The organism is Streptomyces sp. NPDC057474 (assembly GCF_042802555.1).
Lineage (GTDB): Bacteria > Actinomycetota > Actinomycetes > Streptomycetales > Streptomycetaceae > Streptomyces.
On record NZ_JBHVDX010000040.1, the window covers coordinates 19,759 to 35,698 of the forward strand.

The 15,940-nt window shown below is 70.5% G+C and carries 13 protein-coding genes and 4 pseudogenes; 8 read left to right on the plus strand and 9 right to left on the minus strand.

Features of this window, described 5'->3' with window-relative positions:
• Positions 1-8 precede the first annotated feature (8 nt).
• Positions 9-1,298 (minus strand): annotated as a pseudogene (locus tag ACFU53_RS14560) (hypothetical protein); the annotation flags it as partial.
• An 80-nt stretch (positions 1,299-1,378) separates the two neighbouring features.
• On the opposite strand from ACFU53_RS14560, the gene ACFU53_RS14565 reads away from it, so the two are divergent.
• From ACFU53_RS14565 to ACFU53_RS14585, 5 genes and pseudogenes are all read left to right on the plus strand, one after another.
• Positions 1,379-1,825 (plus strand): VOC family protein, encoded by a 447-nt coding sequence (locus tag ACFU53_RS14565; RefSeq protein ID WP_383990913.1) that lies wholly within the window; start codon positions 1,379-1,381, stop codon positions 1,823-1,825.
• Positions 1,826-1,933: 108 nt separating this feature from the next.
• Positions 1,934-2,341 carry a hypothetical protein gene (locus ACFU53_RS14570; RefSeq protein ID WP_383990916.1) on the plus strand — a complete coding sequence of 136 codons (408 nt, stop codon included), beginning with the start codon at positions 1,934-1,936 and terminating at the stop codon, positions 2,339-2,341.
• The gene (locus tag ACFU53_RS14575) at positions 2,338-2,856 is read left to right on the plus strand and encodes a thiol-disulfide oxidoreductase DCC family protein (RefSeq protein ID WP_383990919.1); all 519 of its coding nucleotides are present in this window, start codon (positions 2,338-2,340) and stop codon (positions 2,854-2,856) included. The genes ACFU53_RS14570 and ACFU53_RS14575 overlap by 4 nt, the downstream gene beginning before the upstream one ends.
• Before the next feature lie 141 nt (positions 2,857-2,997).
• Positions 2,998-3,675 carry a TetR family transcriptional regulator gene (locus ACFU53_RS14580; protein ID WP_383990988.1) on the plus strand — a complete coding sequence of 226 codons (678 nt, stop codon included), beginning with the start codon at positions 2,998-3,000 and terminating at the stop codon, positions 3,673-3,675.
• Positions 3,676-3,720: 45 nt separating this feature from the next.
• Positions 3,721-4,026: pseudogene (locus tag ACFU53_RS14585) on the plus strand (Uma2 family endonuclease); the annotation flags it as partial.
• On the opposite strand, the gene ACFU53_RS14590 reads toward ACFU53_RS14585, so the two are convergent.
• Positions 4,019-6,460, minus strand: a complete 2,442-nt coding sequence (locus ACFU53_RS14590) for an MMPL family transporter (RefSeq protein ID WP_383990991.1) — start codon at positions 6,458-6,460, stop codon at positions 4,019-4,021. The pseudogene ACFU53_RS14585 and the gene ACFU53_RS14590 sit on opposite strands and share 8 nt — an antisense overlap.
• A 192-nt stretch (positions 6,461-6,652) precedes the next feature.
• Here ACFU53_RS14590 and ACFU53_RS14595 point away from each other — a divergent pair, with 192 nt between their 5' ends.
• Positions 6,653-7,366, plus strand: coding sequence for a response regulator transcription factor (locus ACFU53_RS14595; protein WP_383990994.1), 714 nt, complete (start codon positions 6,653-6,655; stop codon positions 7,364-7,366).
• Entirely contained in the window at positions 7,363-8,907 is a 1,545-nt protein-coding gene (locus ACFU53_RS14600; protein WP_383990922.1) for an ATP-binding protein, read from the plus strand. The genes ACFU53_RS14595 and ACFU53_RS14600 overlap by 4 nt, the downstream gene beginning before the upstream one ends.
• 17 nt (positions 8,908-8,924) lie before the next feature.
• Here the strand turns inward: ACFU53_RS14600 and ACFU53_RS14605 are convergent, their stop codons facing one another.
• The 4 genes from ACFU53_RS14605 to ACFU53_RS14620 form a co-directional block, all read right to left on the minus strand.
• On the minus strand, positions 8,925-9,323 hold the full coding sequence (locus ACFU53_RS14605) for an ATP-binding protein (RefSeq protein WP_383990924.1): 399 nt from the start codon (positions 9,321-9,323) through the stop codon (positions 8,925-8,927).
• A gap of 117 nt (positions 9,324-9,440) precedes the next feature.
• On the minus strand, positions 9,441-10,994 hold the full coding sequence (locus ACFU53_RS14610; RefSeq protein ID WP_383990927.1) for an ABC transporter substrate-binding protein: 1,554 nt from the start codon (positions 10,992-10,994) through the stop codon (positions 9,441-9,443).
• Positions 10,995-11,187: 193 nt separating this feature from the next.
• Complete coding sequence (locus tag ACFU53_RS14615) at positions 11,188-12,621, minus strand: metallophosphoesterase (RefSeq protein WP_383990930.1); 1,434 nt, start codon at positions 12,619-12,621, stop codon at positions 11,188-11,190.
• Positions 12,622-12,637: 16 nt separating this feature from the next.
• The gene (locus ACFU53_RS14620) at positions 12,638-12,880 is read right to left on the minus strand and encodes an SCO4848 family membrane protein (RefSeq protein WP_383990996.1); all 243 of its coding nucleotides are present in this window, start codon (positions 12,878-12,880) and stop codon (positions 12,638-12,640) included.
• A 127-nt stretch (positions 12,881-13,007) separates the two neighbouring features.
• Between ACFU53_RS14620 and ACFU53_RS14625 the strand changes: the two genes are divergently transcribed.
• Complete coding sequence (locus tag ACFU53_RS14625) at positions 13,008-14,324, plus strand: D-alanyl-D-alanine carboxypeptidase family protein (protein ID WP_383990933.1); 1,317 nt, start codon at positions 13,008-13,010, stop codon at positions 14,322-14,324.
• Positions 14,325-14,406: 82 nt separating this feature from the next.
• On the opposite strand, the gene ACFU53_RS14630 is transcribed toward ACFU53_RS14625, so the two are convergent.
• From ACFU53_RS14630 to ACFU53_RS14640, 3 genes and pseudogenes are all read right to left on the minus strand, one after another.
• On the minus strand, positions 14,407-15,306 hold the full coding sequence (locus ACFU53_RS14630; protein ID WP_383990936.1) for a YihY/virulence factor BrkB family protein: 900 nt from the start codon (positions 15,304-15,306) through the stop codon (positions 14,407-14,409).
• Positions 15,307-15,410: 104 nt separating this feature from the next.
• Positions 15,411-15,560: pseudogene (locus tag ACFU53_RS14635) on the minus strand (decaprenyl-phosphate phosphoribosyltransferase); the annotation flags it as partial.
• Positions 15,558-15,925, minus strand: a pseudogene (locus ACFU53_RS14640) (phosphatase PAP2 family protein); the annotation flags it as partial. The pseudogenes ACFU53_RS14635 and ACFU53_RS14640, both read right to left, overlap by 3 nt.
• Positions 15,926-15,940: the final 15 nt, after the last annotated feature.

Genomic DNA, 15,940 nt, shown 5'->3' on the forward strand with positions numbered 1-15,940 from the left:
CCCTTCGCCGTGTACGTCGTCCGCTGCTCCGCGTCCGTGACCTTGTACGGCCGGTCGGCCTCGTCGTACCAGGTGTCCGTCTTGCCCACGTCCGGGTCGGTGGTGGAGGTCACCCGGCCCCGGGCGTCGTACTTGTACGTCCACTCGTTGCCGGCGGGATCGGTGACGCTGGTGCGCTGGCCGCGGGCGTCGTACCCGTAGGTGGTCGTGCGTCCGGCGGTCGTGCTGTCGTCCTTGTTGTGGACGATCGAGGTGACTCGGCCGAGCGCGTCCGTGAACGTCCGGGTCCGCGGCGAGGTCGAGCCGGCCGGGTCCACGTACGTGCTGGTGTCGCCGTACTCCGACTTGGTCGCGTGTACCAGTTTCTCGTCGTGGTACGTCGACTCGCTCACCGGACGTTCCAGGCCGTCGTACCGGAACTTCACCCGGCTCGGAACGAGCGACTTCGACTTGGGGGCGAAGAGTTCGGCGGCCGGATCGCCCTTCGCGAGATACGCGCTGGTCTGCTCGTCGGCCAGGCCGTGATCGTCGTAGGTGGTGTCCGTGATGACGCGACCGGGGCCGTGTGCCTCCGACTGGGTCTGGACCTGGCGCATCAAGCCGTCGTAGATCGTCACCTGACGGCTGTAAGAGCCGTCGTCCTTCAGCGACTTGGTCGTGACTGCTGCGGGACGGGACTCCTTCGAGGTGGCGACCGCCGGCTGGTACTCGATCTCGACGTTCGGTGACTTGCCACCCGAGGAGCGGGACGGTGACCAGCCCTTCACGAAGCGGCCGAGGGCGTCGTACTCGTTGCGGGTGGCCCGGCTGTTGGCGTCCGTGACCGTCAGCGCGAGGCTGCGGCCCGGGTCGAAGGTCGTGGTGACGGCGTGACCCTTGGCGTTGATCGCCTTCACGGAGGTGACCGGGCCACCCCCGTCTCCGGGGGTGTACTGCATCTCCGTCGTACCGGCCCCCGGCTTGGCGACGGTCCGGACCCGGCCCAGCGGGTCGTACGTCGTCCTCGTGACGACCGAGTACGAGGTCCCGGTGCCATCCACACCGGAGGCGGCCGTGACCAGCCCCTTCGTCGGGGCATCGCCGTACGACAGGTTGTCGTAGGTGCTGCGGGTCGCCTTGATCAGCTTCGTGGCCGGGTCGGCGACGTCGTGGGCCGCGCAGGTCGTGCCCGTGGTGCGCTGCTGCTTGGGCAGGCCGATGAGCCAGGCCGTGGTGTTGTGGACGTACGACGTCTTCGTACAGATCTGGTCGGAGAATGCCTCGCCGGAACCGTCCGGCTTGACCACCGCCGTCTCGACGGTCGGCCCCTCGGCGTATCGCCCGAGCCGCGCGAACGTCGTTCCCGCGGATGCTCGACGCGACGCTCTAATCTGACGACATGTCAGACAAAGGGTCACATGAGTCACACGAGTCGCCTGAGCCAGATGAGTCGTACGAACTGCTCGGCTTCGACAACGTCCTCCTCCCCGTCGGCGACCTCGGCGAGGCCGTCTCCTTCTACGAGCGGGCCGGCTTCGCCGTGGGCTTCCGGCTGGACGAGGCCGGGATCGCGGGGCTGAAGGTGGGCAAGGAGACGCCCGGGCTGCTGCTCCGCGTGGAGGACGAGTTGCGGCACCGGCCGCCCGTGTGGGGGTCGGCCCGGGTGTGGCTGGAGGTGCGGGACGCCCGGGGCGCCGCGCGGGCGCTCGCGGCAGCGGGGGTGCCGCCGCTCGACGCGCCGTTCTCGGTCGCCACGGGGTGGACGGTCGAGTTCGCGGATCCCTGGGGGAACGTCATCGGGTTCACGGACTACAGCAAGCGGCCGGAGCTGGCCCGCACCGGATGACCGTCTGCCGCCGGAGATGACTCCCGCTTGAACACGTTCAAAAACAGGGCTACAGTCTCACCAAGAACATTTTGAACGTGTTCAAGAAATCCCGGAAGGGGTGGGGGCATGGACCTCACTGTCGTCGCGTATGTCATTTATCTGCTGGTCAGCGTGGGGCTGACGGTGTGGGTGGCGCGGACTCTGAGCAGGAACGGGCGGATCTTTCTCTCGGATGTGCTGCGGGGGAACGAGAACCTCGCGGACGCGGTGAACCACCTGCTGGTGGTCGGGTTCTATCTCGTGAACCTGGGGTTCGTGGCGCTGTATCTGAACGCGGACAGCGCCATCACCAGCCCGCGTGAGGTGTTCGAGGCGGTGTCGGCGAAGCTCGGCGTGGTGCTGCTCGTGCTCGGGGCGCTGCACCTGGGGAACGTGTTCGTGCTGAACAAGTTCCGGCGGCGGGGGGTCATGGAGCGGGAGCTGGCACCGCCGGTCGCGCCGCAGGGCTGGGTCGCTCCGACGGGGCGGGCATGACCACCACGGCCGACGCGGCCACCGGGGACCGGGGCGCCGAGCGCGTCCCGGTTCGCGGGCTCACCGTGTTGTACGACGCCGGGTGCGGGCTGTGCGCCTTCCTGCGGGAGTGGCTGGGCAGACAGCGGCAGTTGGTGCCGCTGGGGTTCGTGGCGGCGGGGTCCGAGGAGGCTCGGCGGCTGTTTCCGTCGCTCGACCACGGGGCGACGCTGGAGGAGATCACGATCGTGGGGGACGGCGGGCAGGTGTACCGGGGGGCCTCCGCCTGGATCGTGTGTCTGTGGGCGCTGCGCCAGCACCGGCCGCTCGCGCACCGGCTGAGCACCCCGGCGGGGGCCCGGTTCGCGCGCACTGCCGTACTCGCCGCCGCGAAGTGGCGGGGCACCCACCGGCAGCCCGGCTCGGGCTGCGGGAGCGGCGGGGCCGAGCTGACGGGATGGGCGTACGACCGGCGGTACGGGTGGCTGTACCGCCCTCCCGGTGGCTGCGACACCGGTACCTGCGCGACTCGTTAGGCTCTGCCCGTGGCCGCACTGAACGACAACCCCAGCCCAGAGCCCGGCGCCGACAAGCCCGACGCGGGGGCCGGCGGCCCCAGGGACGGCACGGAGCAGCCCGGTCCCAAGGGCTCCGCCAAGTCCGAGCAGACCCGCGCGCTGATCCTGGAGACCGCGCTGCGGCTCTTCCAGGAGCGCGGGTACGACAAGACGACGATGCGGGCCATCGCGAAGGAGGCCGGGGTCTCCGTCGGTAACGCGTACTACTACTTCGCCGGCAAGGAACACCTGATCCAGGGGTTCTACGACCGGATCGGCACCGAGCACCTGGCGGCGGTGCGGCCCGTGCTGGAGCGGGAGAAGGATCTGGAGGCGCGGATCGCCGGGGTGCTGAAGGCGTGGCTGGACGTGGCGGAGCCGTACCACGAGTTCGCGGCGCAGTTCTTCAAGAACGCGGCCGATCCGGACAGCCCGCTCAGCCCCTTCTCCCCCGAGTCGGAGGGGCCGCGCGAGGAGTCCATCGCCATCCACCGCGAGGTGCTCGCCGGGTCCAAGGCCAAGGTCCCGGACGAACTCCGGGAAGTCCTCCCCGAGTTGATGTGGCTCTCCCTGATGGGGCTCGTCATGTACTGGGTCTTCGACCGGAGCGAGGGGCGCGCGCGCAGCTACCGGCTGGCCGAGCGTGGCGCCCGCCTGACGACTCGGGGCGTCTCACTCGCCCGCTTCCGGGCGCTGCGCCCGCTGGTCCGCGAAGTCCACGAGCTGTTCACGGACTTCCTGCCGGGGATGACGAAGGGGCTGCCGGAGCCGGGGGGCGAGGGGCGGGCGGCGGGGTGATCACTTGCGGGTGAACGGGTGCGAAGGGGACATCGGGCACCGGGCCTGCCTGCGAACAGTTGCTACGACCCGACGTGCTTCCGTCTGGTCATGGAGGTCACCTCCAGCAACTGGAAAACGGATCTGCGGGCCAAGGTCACCCACTACGCAAAGGCCCGCATCCCCGTCTACGTCATCGTCGACCGCGAGCACCAGCGCCTCCATGTGCTGACCGACCCATCGCGCGGCAGTTGCGTCACGCATGGAATCCACCTCCCCGGGGAGCTCGTCACGCTCCCCGAGTCCGTGGGCGGCAAGGTCGTGCTCGACGTCGAGCGCCTCCTCAAAGCCGGTCAGCCGAACGCTAGTTGACCGCGTCCACCTCCCCCTCAGTCACCCCCGCCAGCTCCACGTCGAACACCAGCGGCCCCTCCCCCACGGCCACCTGACGCGCGCGCGAGGCGGACGACGATGAAGTCGTCGCCAGCAGATACGGCCCCGGGCCCGGTACCGCGACGATGTACGAACCGTCCGCCAGTGAGGTCACCCGGTCCAGCTGACGGCCACCGCGCGACAGCAGGGTCACCTCGGCGCCCTCCACCGCCTCCCCGTCCGCCGTGCGGATGAAACCGTGGATCACGGAGGCGGGACCGGCACCCTCCACCACCGGCGGCCGGACCGCCTGCGCCTCCTCCTCCCTCGGCTCCACCGCCAGATGCGGCAACCGCTTCTCCAGCCCGGCCGGCAGCCACCAGTTCGCCTTCCCCAGCAGGTGCATGGCGGCCGGCACCAGGGCCGTACGGAGGATGAAGGCGTCCAGGGCGACTGCGGCGGCGAGGCCGATGCCGGCCATCGCGGCCTCCAGTTCGCCGCTCAGTACGAACGCGCTGAAGACGCACATCATGATCAGGGCCGCGCAGTTGATGACGCGGCTGGTCTCCGCGAGGCCGACGCGGACGGCGCGGGCGTTGTCCTTGGTGTGGACCCACTCCTCGTGCATCCGGCTGACCAGGAAGACCTGGTAGTCCATGGAGAGGCCGAAGAGGAGGGAGAGCATGATGACGGGGAGGAAGGCCGCGATCGGGCCCTCCCTGCCGACGCCGAGGAGTTCCGTTCCCCAGCCCCACTGGAAGATCGCCACCAGGACGCCGAAGGACGCGGCCGCGGCGACGAGGTTCATCAGCGCGGCCGTCAGCGGCACGACGAGGGAGCGGAAGGCGACCATCAGGAGCAGGAAGCCGAGCGCGATGATCGTCGCGATGAAGTAGGGCAGGCGGTCTCCCGTCACGGAGGCGAAGTCCTTCGACACCGCTGTGACGCCGCCGACGTGGGCCTCGGCCCCGGACGCCGGGATGACGTCCTCGCGCAGACGGTCGATGAGGCGGTCCGTCTCCTCGGCCTGGGGGGAGGTCGTCGGGACCACCTGGATCACCGTGACGCCGTTCGCGGGCGGTACGGCGGCCACCTGGGCCACGCCCTCCGTGGACTCGATGCGCGAGACCAGCCCCTCGGCCTCTGTTCCGTCCACGACCACCTGGAGGGGGCCGTTGAAGCCGGGGCCGAAGCCCTCGGCCAGAAGGTCGTAGGCCTGCCGGGTGGTCGTGGTGTCGCGGTGGTTGCCCTGGTCGGAGGTGCCGAGGCGGATCGACAGGACGGGGATCGCGAGGACCAGCATGACGACGAGGGCGAGGACGGCGGTCGAACGCGGGCGCCGCTCGACGTACGCCGACCAGCGGGCCGCGAGTCCGCTCGTCAGCTCCGGCTCCGGGCCGGCTGCCGCGAGGCGGCGGCGCTGGCGGCGGCTGAGGACGCGCGGGCCGAGCACCCCGAGGAGGGCGGGCAGCAGGGTGACCGCCGCGAGCACGCTCAGCACGACGGTCAGCGAGGTCGCGATGACGACGCCGTCCAGGAAGCGGAGGTTCATCACCAGCATCCCGGCCAGCGCGATGCAGACCGTGCCGCCCGCGAACAGCACCGCACGGCCGGAGGTGTTGAGGGCCGTGACGGCCGCCTCCTGCGGGTTCATGCCGCGCAGGATGCCGCGTCGGTGCCGGGTGACAATGAACAGGGCGTAGTCGAGGCCGACGCCGAGGCCGATCAGCGAGCCGAGGAGCGGGGCCACGTCCGGGATGTTCGTGGTGTGGCTGAGCAGGGCCGTGGCCATCATGCCGGTGCCGACACCGGCGATCGCCACGACGATCGGCAGCAGCATCGCGAAGAGCGAGCCGAACGCGAGGAAGAGGACGACCGCCGCCGCCAGAATGCCGACCGCCTCGGACGTGCCCTGGCTCGCCTCCTGCGCCCGTGCGACGGCCTGGCCGCCCAACTCGACCTGGAGACCGTCCCGTTCGGCACCCTGGGCCGTCTCGATCACGTCGTCGATCAGTTCCTTGGGCACGGAGTTCGCCTGCTCGGTGAAGGTCACCTGGGCGTAGGCGATCGCCCCGTCCCGGCTGACGCCCGCGCCGCCGCCACCGCCCCGGCCGCCGTCGTCGTACGGGCTGGTGACGTCCCCGACGCCGGGCATCCGGCCGATCTCCGCCAGCGCGGGCTCGATCCGGGACCGTACGGAGTCGTCGCTCACCGATCCCTCGTCCACCTTCCACACCACCGTGTCGGTGTCGCCCGCGCGCTCCGGGAAGGCCTTGTCCATCAGGTCGTACGCGCGCTTGGAGTCCGTGTCCGGGAGGGAGAAGACATTCGCGTAGTCCGTGCCCGCGCTCGTGCCGGCGAAGCCGACGCCGAACACGGTCCCCACCCACAGCAACAGGACCACCAGCCGGTGCCGATAGCACCACCGTGCCAAGGTCGCCACGATCAACTCTCCTTGTCCGACGGTCGATTGGTCGATTGGTCCCCCAGGTCCTGGCATCAGCCTCGACGGCGGGACGTCCGCGGCGACATGGCCCGTCCATGACTCTCAAGAAACTCCAAAGCGGGACCGGTCCCCCGCGGGAACTCCCGTGCGGATACTGAGGACATGACCGGAACCGAGGGCATGACCGGAACCGAGGGCACGACCACCGGGTGTACGGGAGCGACCGTGCTCGTCGTCGAGGACGAGCCGAGCATCGCGGACGTCCTCACCATCGCGCTGCGCTACCACCGCTTCGAGGTGATGACGGCCGGTACGGTCCGCGACGCGCTCACGCTCGCCGAGCGCACCCGGCCCGACGCGGCCCTGCTGGACGTGATGCTCCCGGATGGCGACGGTCGCGCCCTGGGCCGTGAACTGCGGTCCCGTCAATCGGAGTTGGCGCTGGTGTTTCTGACCGCGCGGGACGCGCCCGCCGAGATCGTGGGCGCCCTGGGCTTCGGCGACGACTACATCACCAAGCCGTTCAACATCGACGAGGTCGTCGCCCGCATCTCCGCCGTCCTGCGCCGCACCCGGCGCGCGGACGTCCTCCCCCAGCGTCCGCCGCTGCGCTACGGCGACCTGGAGCTGGACGAGACGACATACTCGGTGCACCGGGCCGGCCGCACGGTGGAGCTGACGCCCACCGAGTTCGCGCTGCTGCGCTTCCTGGTGCGCAACGGCGGGCGGATCGTGCCGAAGGAGCAACTCCTGCGCCACGTATGGCAGTACGAGCACACGCCGGCCGAGTCGACCGTCGTCGAGACGTACATCAGCTATCTGCGGCGCAAGCTGGACGCGCTCGGCCCACCGGTGATCACCACGCGGCGGGGCGTCGGATACGGGCTGGCATGACCCTGCCCCGTAGGTTCCCGAGGCGGTGCCGGCGACGCGGCCTCTACTCCCTGCGTGCCAAGCTCACGCTGGCGAACGTCGTGCTGCTCGCCGTGGGCGTGGTCGCGGCGACGACGTTCAGCGCGATGGGCATGCGGCTGTATCTGCTCGACAGCGTCGACCGGGAGCTGATGACGACCCGCGACTCGATCGGGGCCGCGCGGATCAGCATGGAACAGATCGACGCGCTGAGCGCGCTGGTGGCCGTCAGCAACCGGGCTTCCGGCGAGCAGGCCGCCGGGGACGCCGACTCCCTCGTCCAGGGCGCCGTCTTCACCGCGCTCGACGACGAGGGCGAGCCGCTCACCATCGCCGGCTTCCCGCCGACCGCCGGCCAGCGGGCGCTCGCCGCCGCGGTGGACGATCCGGCGGCCCTCGTCGCGGACGACGAACCGTACGACGTCGACGTGGCGGGCTCTCCCCACCGCGTCACGGCGGCCCGGATGGACGACGGCACGACCGTCCTCCTCGCCACCTCCACCGCGTCACTCCACCAGGTCATCGCCAAGGCGCTCAAGCTGGACTTCGCCGTCGGCGGCCTGCTCCTCGCGACGCTCGCCTGTCTGACCCTGTTCAGCGTGCGCCGCCGGATGCGGCCGCTGGAGGACATGGTCGAGACCTCGTCGGCGATCGCCGAGGGCGACCTCACCCGCCGCGTCCCCTCCAGCAGCGAGGCCACCCTGGAGGTCGAACAACTACGCCTCGCCCTCAACTCCATGCTCCAGCAGGTCGAGACGGCCTACCGCACCCGCGAACGCAGCGCCGCCCAGCTGCGCCGCTTCGTCGGCGACGCCTCCCACGAGCTGCGTACGCCCCTGTCCGCGATCCGCGGCTACCTCCAGCTCTACGACAAGGGCATGCTCACCGAACCCGACGAGCGCCGACGCGCCTGGGACCGCATGAACAACGAGGTCGACCGCATGGGCCACCTCGTCGACGAACTCCTCACCCTCGCCCGCCTCGACCAACGCCCCGAACTCCGCCTCAGGAACGTCGACCTCACCCGCCTGGTCCGCGACGCCGCCGCCGACCTCCGCGCCCAGCAACCCGACCGCCCGGTCACCGTCCGGGCGGAGGGCGCCCTTCTCGTCCGGGCCGACGAGTCGGGCCTGCGCCAGGTCCTGGGCAACCTGGTGAGCAACGTACGCACCCATACGCCGGCGGACGTGCCGGTGCGGCTGGGAGTGGAGCGCTCGGACGGTGTCGTACGCCTTTACGTGGCGGACGAAGGACCCGGACTGCCGGAGGAGGACGCGACCCGCATCTTCGACCGCTTCTTCAGGGCGGGGGGAGGCACGGGCAGCGGTTTGGGAATGGCGATCGTGCAAGGCGTGGTCGAGACCCACGGCGGCGAAGTCACGGTGACCACGGCCCCCGGCGATGGCCTGAAAGTGACGGTGACATTAGGGAACTCAGGGGCGCGGGGCAGCACTGAACACGCGGCTACCGTCGTGCGGGCGCGATCAACCACAGACCACCCACAGTCGCCCTCGCGCAAATAGCCCCTCCCTCTTGGGCGTCAAGGCACCCCCACCAGCGCCCACACCGTCTTCCCGTGCCGCCCCCGACTCCACACCCCCCAGGCCGCCGCGATGTGCTCCACGAGCCGCAGCCCCCGCCCTGTCTCCTCCCAATCCCCCACCTCCCTGAGCCGGGGCGCGGCCATCCCCTCGTCCGACACCTCGATGAAGCAGGCCCCGTCCGCCAGCGCGGTCACCGCGACCTCGAACTCCCGCTCCAGCAAAGGACCATGGCGTACGACGTTGGTCGCCAGCTCGGAGACGACGAGCACGACGTCCTCCAGGGCCGGGGAACCCTCCCCGTGGCCCCAGTCGACCAGATGTTCCCGTACGCGTCGCCGGGCGAGCCCCACGGACGCCGGATGGCGCGGCAGCCGGAAGGAGTTGCGTCTCAACACGTTCGCTCCTCACCCCGATCACACCCCCGACACATGAAGATGCGATGAGCGAGTACGTCGTGTCACTCCCGCGAACATCAGGCCCGCGAGTTCGCGTCAGCTGTCACGCGACGTCTGTCATATCCAGTCCAGCCGCCACAGCCGGAAGACCCCGGTTCCGTCGGACAGATACTGCGCCCCGCCGACCTCCCCACTGCTGAGGACGTACTCCTTGCGCTGCCACAGCGGGATCATCGGCACGTCCTGGGCCACGACCTCCTGCAGTTCCTTGAAGTCCGTCGCGGCCCGGCTGCGGTCCTCGTAGCGCTGGCTGTCCTTGATGAGCCGGTCGGCCTGCTCGCTGCTGTAGCCGTTGTTCAGGGAGCCGCCGGTGCCGACGAGGGGCCCGCTGAAGCTGTCGGGGTCGGGGTAGTCGGCCACCCAGCCCACCCCGTACGCGTCCAACTTGCCGTCGGCGTACCGCTGTTGGAAGGCAGTCCACTCGTACGCCTTGGTCGTCACATAGAACAGCCCGCTCGCCTCCAGCTGCTGCTTCAGCTCGGCGGCCTCCGCGGCGGCCGAGCCCCGGCCCTCGGCGTAGCCGTAGGTGAAGCGCACGGGCATGCCGACGCCGGCCTCGTCGAGGAGTTCACGGGCCCGCTGCGGGTCGGGCTTGGGGTTCGCGTCGAAGAACGAAGTCGTGTGGCCCGTGATGCCGGCCGGGATGACCGAGTAGAGCGGGTCGGTGGTGCCCTGGTAGACCTCGGCGACCAGCTTCTCGCGGTTGATCAGCGCGGCCAGCGCCTGCCGTACCCGGCGGTCCTGGAAGGGCGAGTTCGCCCGCACGTTGAGGACAAGGTTGCGGGTCTCGGTGCTGTCGGCCTCGGTGACCCGCTGGTCGGGATCGCTCGGCGACAGCTCGGCGAGCGTCGCGGGCGGCAGCGTGCGTGTGACGACGTCGACCTGCCGTGCCTTCCACGCCTTCTGCAGCGCCGCCGAGTCCTTGTAGTAGCGCATGAGGACGGGGCTGCCGATGTCCTGGGCGACGCCCTGGTAGTCGCCGTTCGGTGTGAGGTGGACCTGCTCGTCCGTGTACGAGGCCAGGGTGTAGGGCCCCGTGCCGTCGGCGCCGCCGTCCGTGCGCAGCCGGTTCGTCGGGTACTTCGTGCGGTCGACGATCGCCCCGGCGCCGGTGGCCATCTTGAACGGGAAGGTGGCGTCCGGCGAGGAGAGGCGGAAGCTGACCGTCAGTCCGCTCGCGCTGACCGACTGGAGGGTGTCGAGCAGCGCCGCCGGGCCGACGTTCGCGTTGATGCGCTTGACCCGGTCGAAGGAGTATTTGACGTCCTTGCCGGTGACCTCGCGTCCGCTGGGGAACTTCAGGCCCTGGCGCAGGGTGCAGCGGTAGACGGTGAGCGCGTTGCCGACGAACTCACAGCTCTGCGCAGCGTCCAACACGGGTGCGGCACCGCCCGGTTCGAAGGTCAGCAGTGACTGGAACACATTGCTGAACAGGGCCCAGGATCCGGCGTCGTAGGCCCCGGCCGGGTCGAGCGAGGTGACCGTGTCGGTCGTTCCGACGCCGATCGTCCTGTTCCCGTCCCGCTGGGCCGGCAGCAACTGCCAGCCGCCGATCGCCGCGATCGCCAGTACCAGCAGCGACGCGAGAATCCGCAAGCGAACCGACCGCATCGGCGCCCCTTCCAAGGACCGCACCCGGCCCACTACGCACAGTGGTTCCTCGGTGGCGCGGATCACCTAACCACAGTCGCCTGTGTTCACGGAAGACAGGTTTTGTTGAGTTGATAAAGAACTTGGCAAGGACGTCGCCCATATGTTTCCGAAAGGCTTCAGAACCGGATAGGGGAAGGCTCCTGACGTCCCGTCACGCCTGCTTCGAGGCCAGCTCGACCACCGTGATGTCCGACGGCGCCCCGACCCGCACCGGCGGCCCCCACGCGCCCGCGCCCCGGCTGACGTAGAGCTGGGTGTCGCCGTAGCGCTCCAGTCCCGCGAGGGTGGGGTTGGCGGCTTCGGCGACGTAGGTCATCGGCCACATCTGGCCACCGTGGGTGTGCCCGGAGAGCTGGAGGTCGACGCCGTGGTCGACGGCGTCGTGGATCTGGACGGGCTGGTGCGCCATGAGCACGACGGCCCGCGAGGTGTCCCGGTCGCCGAGCGCCTTGGCGAAGTCGGGGCCCTGCCCCTCGTCCTCACCCGCGATGTCGTTCACCCCGGCGAGATCGAGATACGGCAGCTCGCGGCGGGCGTTCTCCAGCGGGGTCAGACCCAGCCGCCGCACCTCCTCGACCCACTGCTCCGCGCCGGAGATGTACTCGTGGTTGCCGGTGACGAAGAAACTGCCGTGGCGCGCCTTCAGACCGGCGAGCGGCGCCGCCGCCGGGCCGAGGTCCGCCACGTCGCCGTCGACCAGGTCGCCTACGACCGCGATCAGGTCGGGCTGCGTCGAGTTGATCGTGTCGACGACCTTCTGCGCGAAGCCCCTGCCCAGCATCGGCGAGAGGTGGATGTCGCTGACCACCGCGATCCGGAAACCGTGGGCCGCGCGCGGGAGTTTCGCCAGCGGCACGGTGACCCGCTTGAGCTTGGGGCCGCGTACGACGCCGTAGGTGCCGTAGCCGACGGTGCCGACGGCCGCGGCGGCGACGGCCCCGCCGACGACGCGGGAGACGAAGAGGCGGCGGGAGGGGTCGGTCGAGGTCGCGGGGGTGCGCGAGGCCGGGGGTTCCGTCGCCGAGGGCGGGGTCGGCTGCCCGGGCTCGGCGGGAGCCGACTCGGTGGTCGTGGCCGTGGTGGCCGTGGCCGTGGTGGCCGTGGTGGTCGTGGCCGTGGTGGTCGCGGGCGGGGTGGCCGTGGCCTGCGCGGTCACGGGCTCGGCGGCCTCCGTGGGCTGCGCGCCCGCCGGAACCGGCTCCGGCTCGGGCTCGCGCACCACCGGCGCCGGCTCCGCTTCCGGCTGCCGCGCGGGTGCCGCGTAGCGCCGCGCCACCAGGCGGTGCACGAGGGGCCGTACGAGCTCGCCCGCCAGAAGGGCCAGCAGCAGGTACAGCGAGAGGGCGAGCCACATGAAGCCCGGCCAGGTCAGCGTCTGCTGCAGCCAGAAGGGGGCGCCGCCGCGCTCGGCCGCGAAACCGGCGAACATCAGTACCGGCCCGGCGATGAACACCGCCGTGCCCACACGTCTGGCGAGACCCGGCCCGCGTGTCGTGTCGCGCACCAGGCGGCGCCACGCGTACCGGTGCAGCGCACCGAAGGCGCCCAGCACCAGCAGGGCGACGAGAACAAAGACGATGATCATTAGGTCGTACTCCCGGTCACACGGTCCGGCGAAGGGCGCGCACTCCGCGCAACCCGATGACACCGATGGCCGTCCCAAGAGCAAAGGAGACGACGGCGAGCGTCAGATGCACCCAGAAGTACGCCGTCGGATCACCCGCGTCGTCGAACGCGAGCCCGCTGCCGTCCTTCCACAGATTTTTGATGAAAGTGACCCAGATGACCCAGCTCCACACCCCGAAGGCGAGCAGGAACCAGGAGAGGGGGCGGCTGAGCTTCATGCGTTCAGTATCGCCGTCGGCCGTACGGTCCTCGCGCCGGGGTGCGAACGAGGGCGTGGGCAGGAGCGAGGAAGCCACGGGACGCTCCGGTGGGATTTACCGGTCGGAGCCATGTACTTTCTCGATCGTGTCCGCCTCCAAGAAGACCGCCAGGCGCCCCCTGCTGGTCACCTCAGCCACCCTGCTGTCCCTCTCGCTGACATCGCTGTCGACGCTGACGGCCGCCCCGGCCTTCGCGGCGAAGCCGTCACCGAGTTCGAGCGCCTCCCCGTCCGCGAGTCCGAGCGCCTCGCCGTCCGCGACTCCCCCGGCGACGATGTCGACCGTCGGCGGCGAGCTGCTGGGCAAGCCGGGCAGCCAGGCCCTCCTCGGCAGCGACGCGCCCGTCCTGCCCAAGGACATCAGCGCCCGCTCCTGGGTCGTCGCGGACGCCGAGTCGGGCGAGGTACTGGCCGCGCACAACGCGCACTGGCGGCTGGCCCCGGCGAGCACGCTGAAGATGCTGTTCGCGGACACGCTGCTGCCGAAGTTCAACAAGGACGACCAGCACAAGGTCGTCCCCTCCGACCTCGCGGGGGTCGGCGCGGGCTCCAGCATGGTCGGCATAAAGGAGGACGAGACATACAGCGTCCACGACCTGTGGCTCGGTGTCTTCCTTCGCTCCGGCAACGACGCGGTGCACGTCCTGTCGGCCATGAACGGCGGCGTGAAGCGGACCGTCGCGGACATGAACGAGCACGCCGAGGAGCTCCAGGCCCTCGACACGCACGCGGTCAGCCCGGACGGCTACGACGCCAAGGGGCAGGTGTCGTCCGCGTACGACCTGACCCTGATCGCCAGGTCGGGGCTGCAGAAGAAGGACTTCCGGGAGTACTGCTCCACCGTGCGGGCGAAATTCCCGGGCGAGACCAAGAAGGGCAAGAACGGCAAGAAGAGCCGTTCGTCCTTCGAGATCCAGAACACCAACCGGCTGCTCACCGGGGCCAGCGGCATCGACTCCTACCAGGGCATCGCGGGTGTGAAGAACGGCAACACCACGAACGCGGGCGCGACGTTCACCGGGGTAGCCGAGCGGGACGGCCGGGTCCTTCTCGTCACCGTCATGCACCCGGAGAAGGACGAGCACAACCAGGTCTACAAGGAGACCGCGAGCCTCCTCGACTGGGGGTTCAAGGCGGCTGGCAAGGTGACGCCGGTGGGGGAGTTGGTGCCGCCCAAGAGCGCGGATACCTCCGGTGGGGATGCCGAGCCGAGTGCGCAGCCGGGGGCCACCGCGTCGGCATCCGCCTCCGGTGGGGCGGGGGGCAAGTCCGTGGCCGCGGGTGCCTCCGGCGGGGCCAGCGGGATCGGGGTCGCGGCGGGGATCACGGGTGGGGTGCTCTTGTTGCTGGCCGGTGGGGTGTTTCTGGTGAACCGGAAGTGGCCCCCGCGGCTTCGGAAGTAGGGCGGCGGGGAGCGTCTGCCCGGTTGTTGGCGATTGCGGACTGCGGGTTCGTCCTGGCTGATCGCGCAGTTCCCCGCGCCCCTCAAGGGGTGCTGTCCTCGGCCGGTGGGTCAAGACCCTCTGCATCCCCACTCTCCTTGCTGCCCTCTGCCGTCCAGGCGGCGCAGTACAGCAGGAGCTTGGTGGTGAAGTTGATCCAGAGGAGTAGGGCGATGGGGACGCCGAAGGCGCCGTACATGCTCTTGGAGGCGATGCCCTGGATGTAGCCGCTGAGGAGGAGCTTGAGGAGTTCGAAGCCCACGGCTCCTATGAGGGCGGCCACGACGAGGCGGCGGCGGGGCGGCTGGACGCCGGGGAGCAGGGTGAGGACGTAGAGGAGGAGCAGGAAGTCGGCCAGGACGGCGACGACGAACGCGGCTACGCGGAGGAGGATGCCGCCCCAGCCGTCGCGGTCGATGCCGAGTTGGTCGCCGATCCGACCGACGGCCGAGGAGGCGACGGTGGAGGCGGCCAGGGAGACGAGGACCGCGCCGCCGAGGCCACAGAGCACGCCCGTGTCCTTGGTCTTGGCGAGGACGAAGTTCTCGTCGGGGTCCGGCTTCTCCCAGACCGCGCGCAGACAGCCGCGCATCTCGCTCACCCAGCCGATGCCGGTGAAGAGCAGCAGCGCGCCGGCGATGATCCCGACCGTGCCGGCGTTGTCGACGAGGCCGGCGATGTCCAGCTGGTCGGAGATGCCGGGCACCTGCTCGGCGAGCCGGTCCTCCAGGTCCTGCTGCTTGTCCTTGCCGAGGGTCGCCGCGGCGATGGCGGCGGCCACGGTCAGCAGCGGGAACAGCGCCAGGAAGCTGATGAAGGTCATCGCCGCGGCCAGCCGGGTCCACTTCACCCGCTCCAGCCGTTCGTACGACCGCCACGCGTGCGTGGTCATCAGACGCTCGACCAGGGGACCGACCCCGGGGAGCTTTCTCAGCCAGTCCATGATCCGAACTCTGCCCCACTTGTCGTCGACCGATGCCGACCGCCCCCGGACCGGCTCCGGATCCACCCCTGGCAGTCACCGCCCCCGACGCCATGGACACCGCGTCACCGGTCCGCCACCGCCAGCCCGTACATCGTCAGCCACATCACCCCGATGAGGGTGAGGGCGTGGTCGTGCAGGACGACGTCCTCGGGGTCGCCCGCTGTGCCCCGGTCGACGAAGACGGCGTAGCGGAGGACGGCCAGGACGTGGGCCAAGAGGGCCACCGCCGCTGCCGCCGAACTCGGGTGCGAGCTATGGGGAAAGAGTGCCGTCCGGCCGTGCGGACGAGGGGTTCGACAGGCGCGGGGCGGGGCCGCCGTACGACTCTCTTGACGCCCATGCCGGCCAGGTGCGCCCCGGCGGTCAGCGCCGTGCCGCGCAGCCACACGCCGCGCCGCTCCCGGTCGACGGCTGCGCCCGCCAGCCCGGCCGCGAGCCACAGCAGGCCGTGCTCCCCCGCCCAGGACAGTCTCCGCGCGGCGACCGCGACGCGCGGGTCCGCGCTACGGGCGTGGAGCACGGAGAGCAACGGCCGGTCCAGACCGCGAACACCGTCGACGACGTCAACTTCATCCATGCGATGCCACTCTTT

Excerpts from the sequence above, each read along its gene's own strand:
- ACFU53_RS14565 (WP_383990913.1), top strand. The coding sequence starts at position 1,379 with ATGTCAGACAAAGGGTCACATGAGTCACACGAGTCGCCTGAGCCAGAT.
- ACFU53_RS14630 (WP_383990936.1), bottom strand. The coding sequence starts at position 15,306 with ATGGACTGGCTGAGAAAGCTCCCCGGGGTCGGTCCCCTGGTCGAGCGT.
- ACFU53_RS14595 (WP_383990994.1), top strand. The coding sequence starts at position 6,653 with ATGACCGGAACCGAGGGCACGACCACCGGGTGTACGGGAGCGACCGTG.
- ACFU53_RS14570 (WP_383990916.1), top strand. The coding sequence starts at position 1,934 with ATGGACCTCACTGTCGTCGCGTATGTCATTTATCTGCTGGTCAGCGTG.
- ACFU53_RS14615 (WP_383990930.1), bottom strand. The coding sequence starts at position 12,621 with ATGATCATCGTCTTTGTTCTCGTCGCCCTGCTGGTGCTGGGCGCCTTC.
- ACFU53_RS14600 (WP_383990922.1), top strand. The coding sequence starts at position 7,363 with ATGACCCTGCCCCGTAGGTTCCCGAGGCGGTGCCGGCGACGCGGCCTC.
- ACFU53_RS14610 (WP_383990927.1), bottom strand. The coding sequence starts at position 10,994 with ATGCGGTCGGTTCGCTTGCGGATTCTCGCGTCGCTGCTGGTACTGGCG.
- ACFU53_RS14620 (WP_383990996.1), bottom strand. The coding sequence starts at position 12,880 with ATGAAGCTCAGCCGCCCCCTCTCCTGGTTCCTGCTCGCCTTCGGGGTG.
- ACFU53_RS14575 (WP_383990919.1), top strand. The coding sequence starts at position 2,338 with ATGACCACCACGGCCGACGCGGCCACCGGGGACCGGGGCGCCGAGCGC.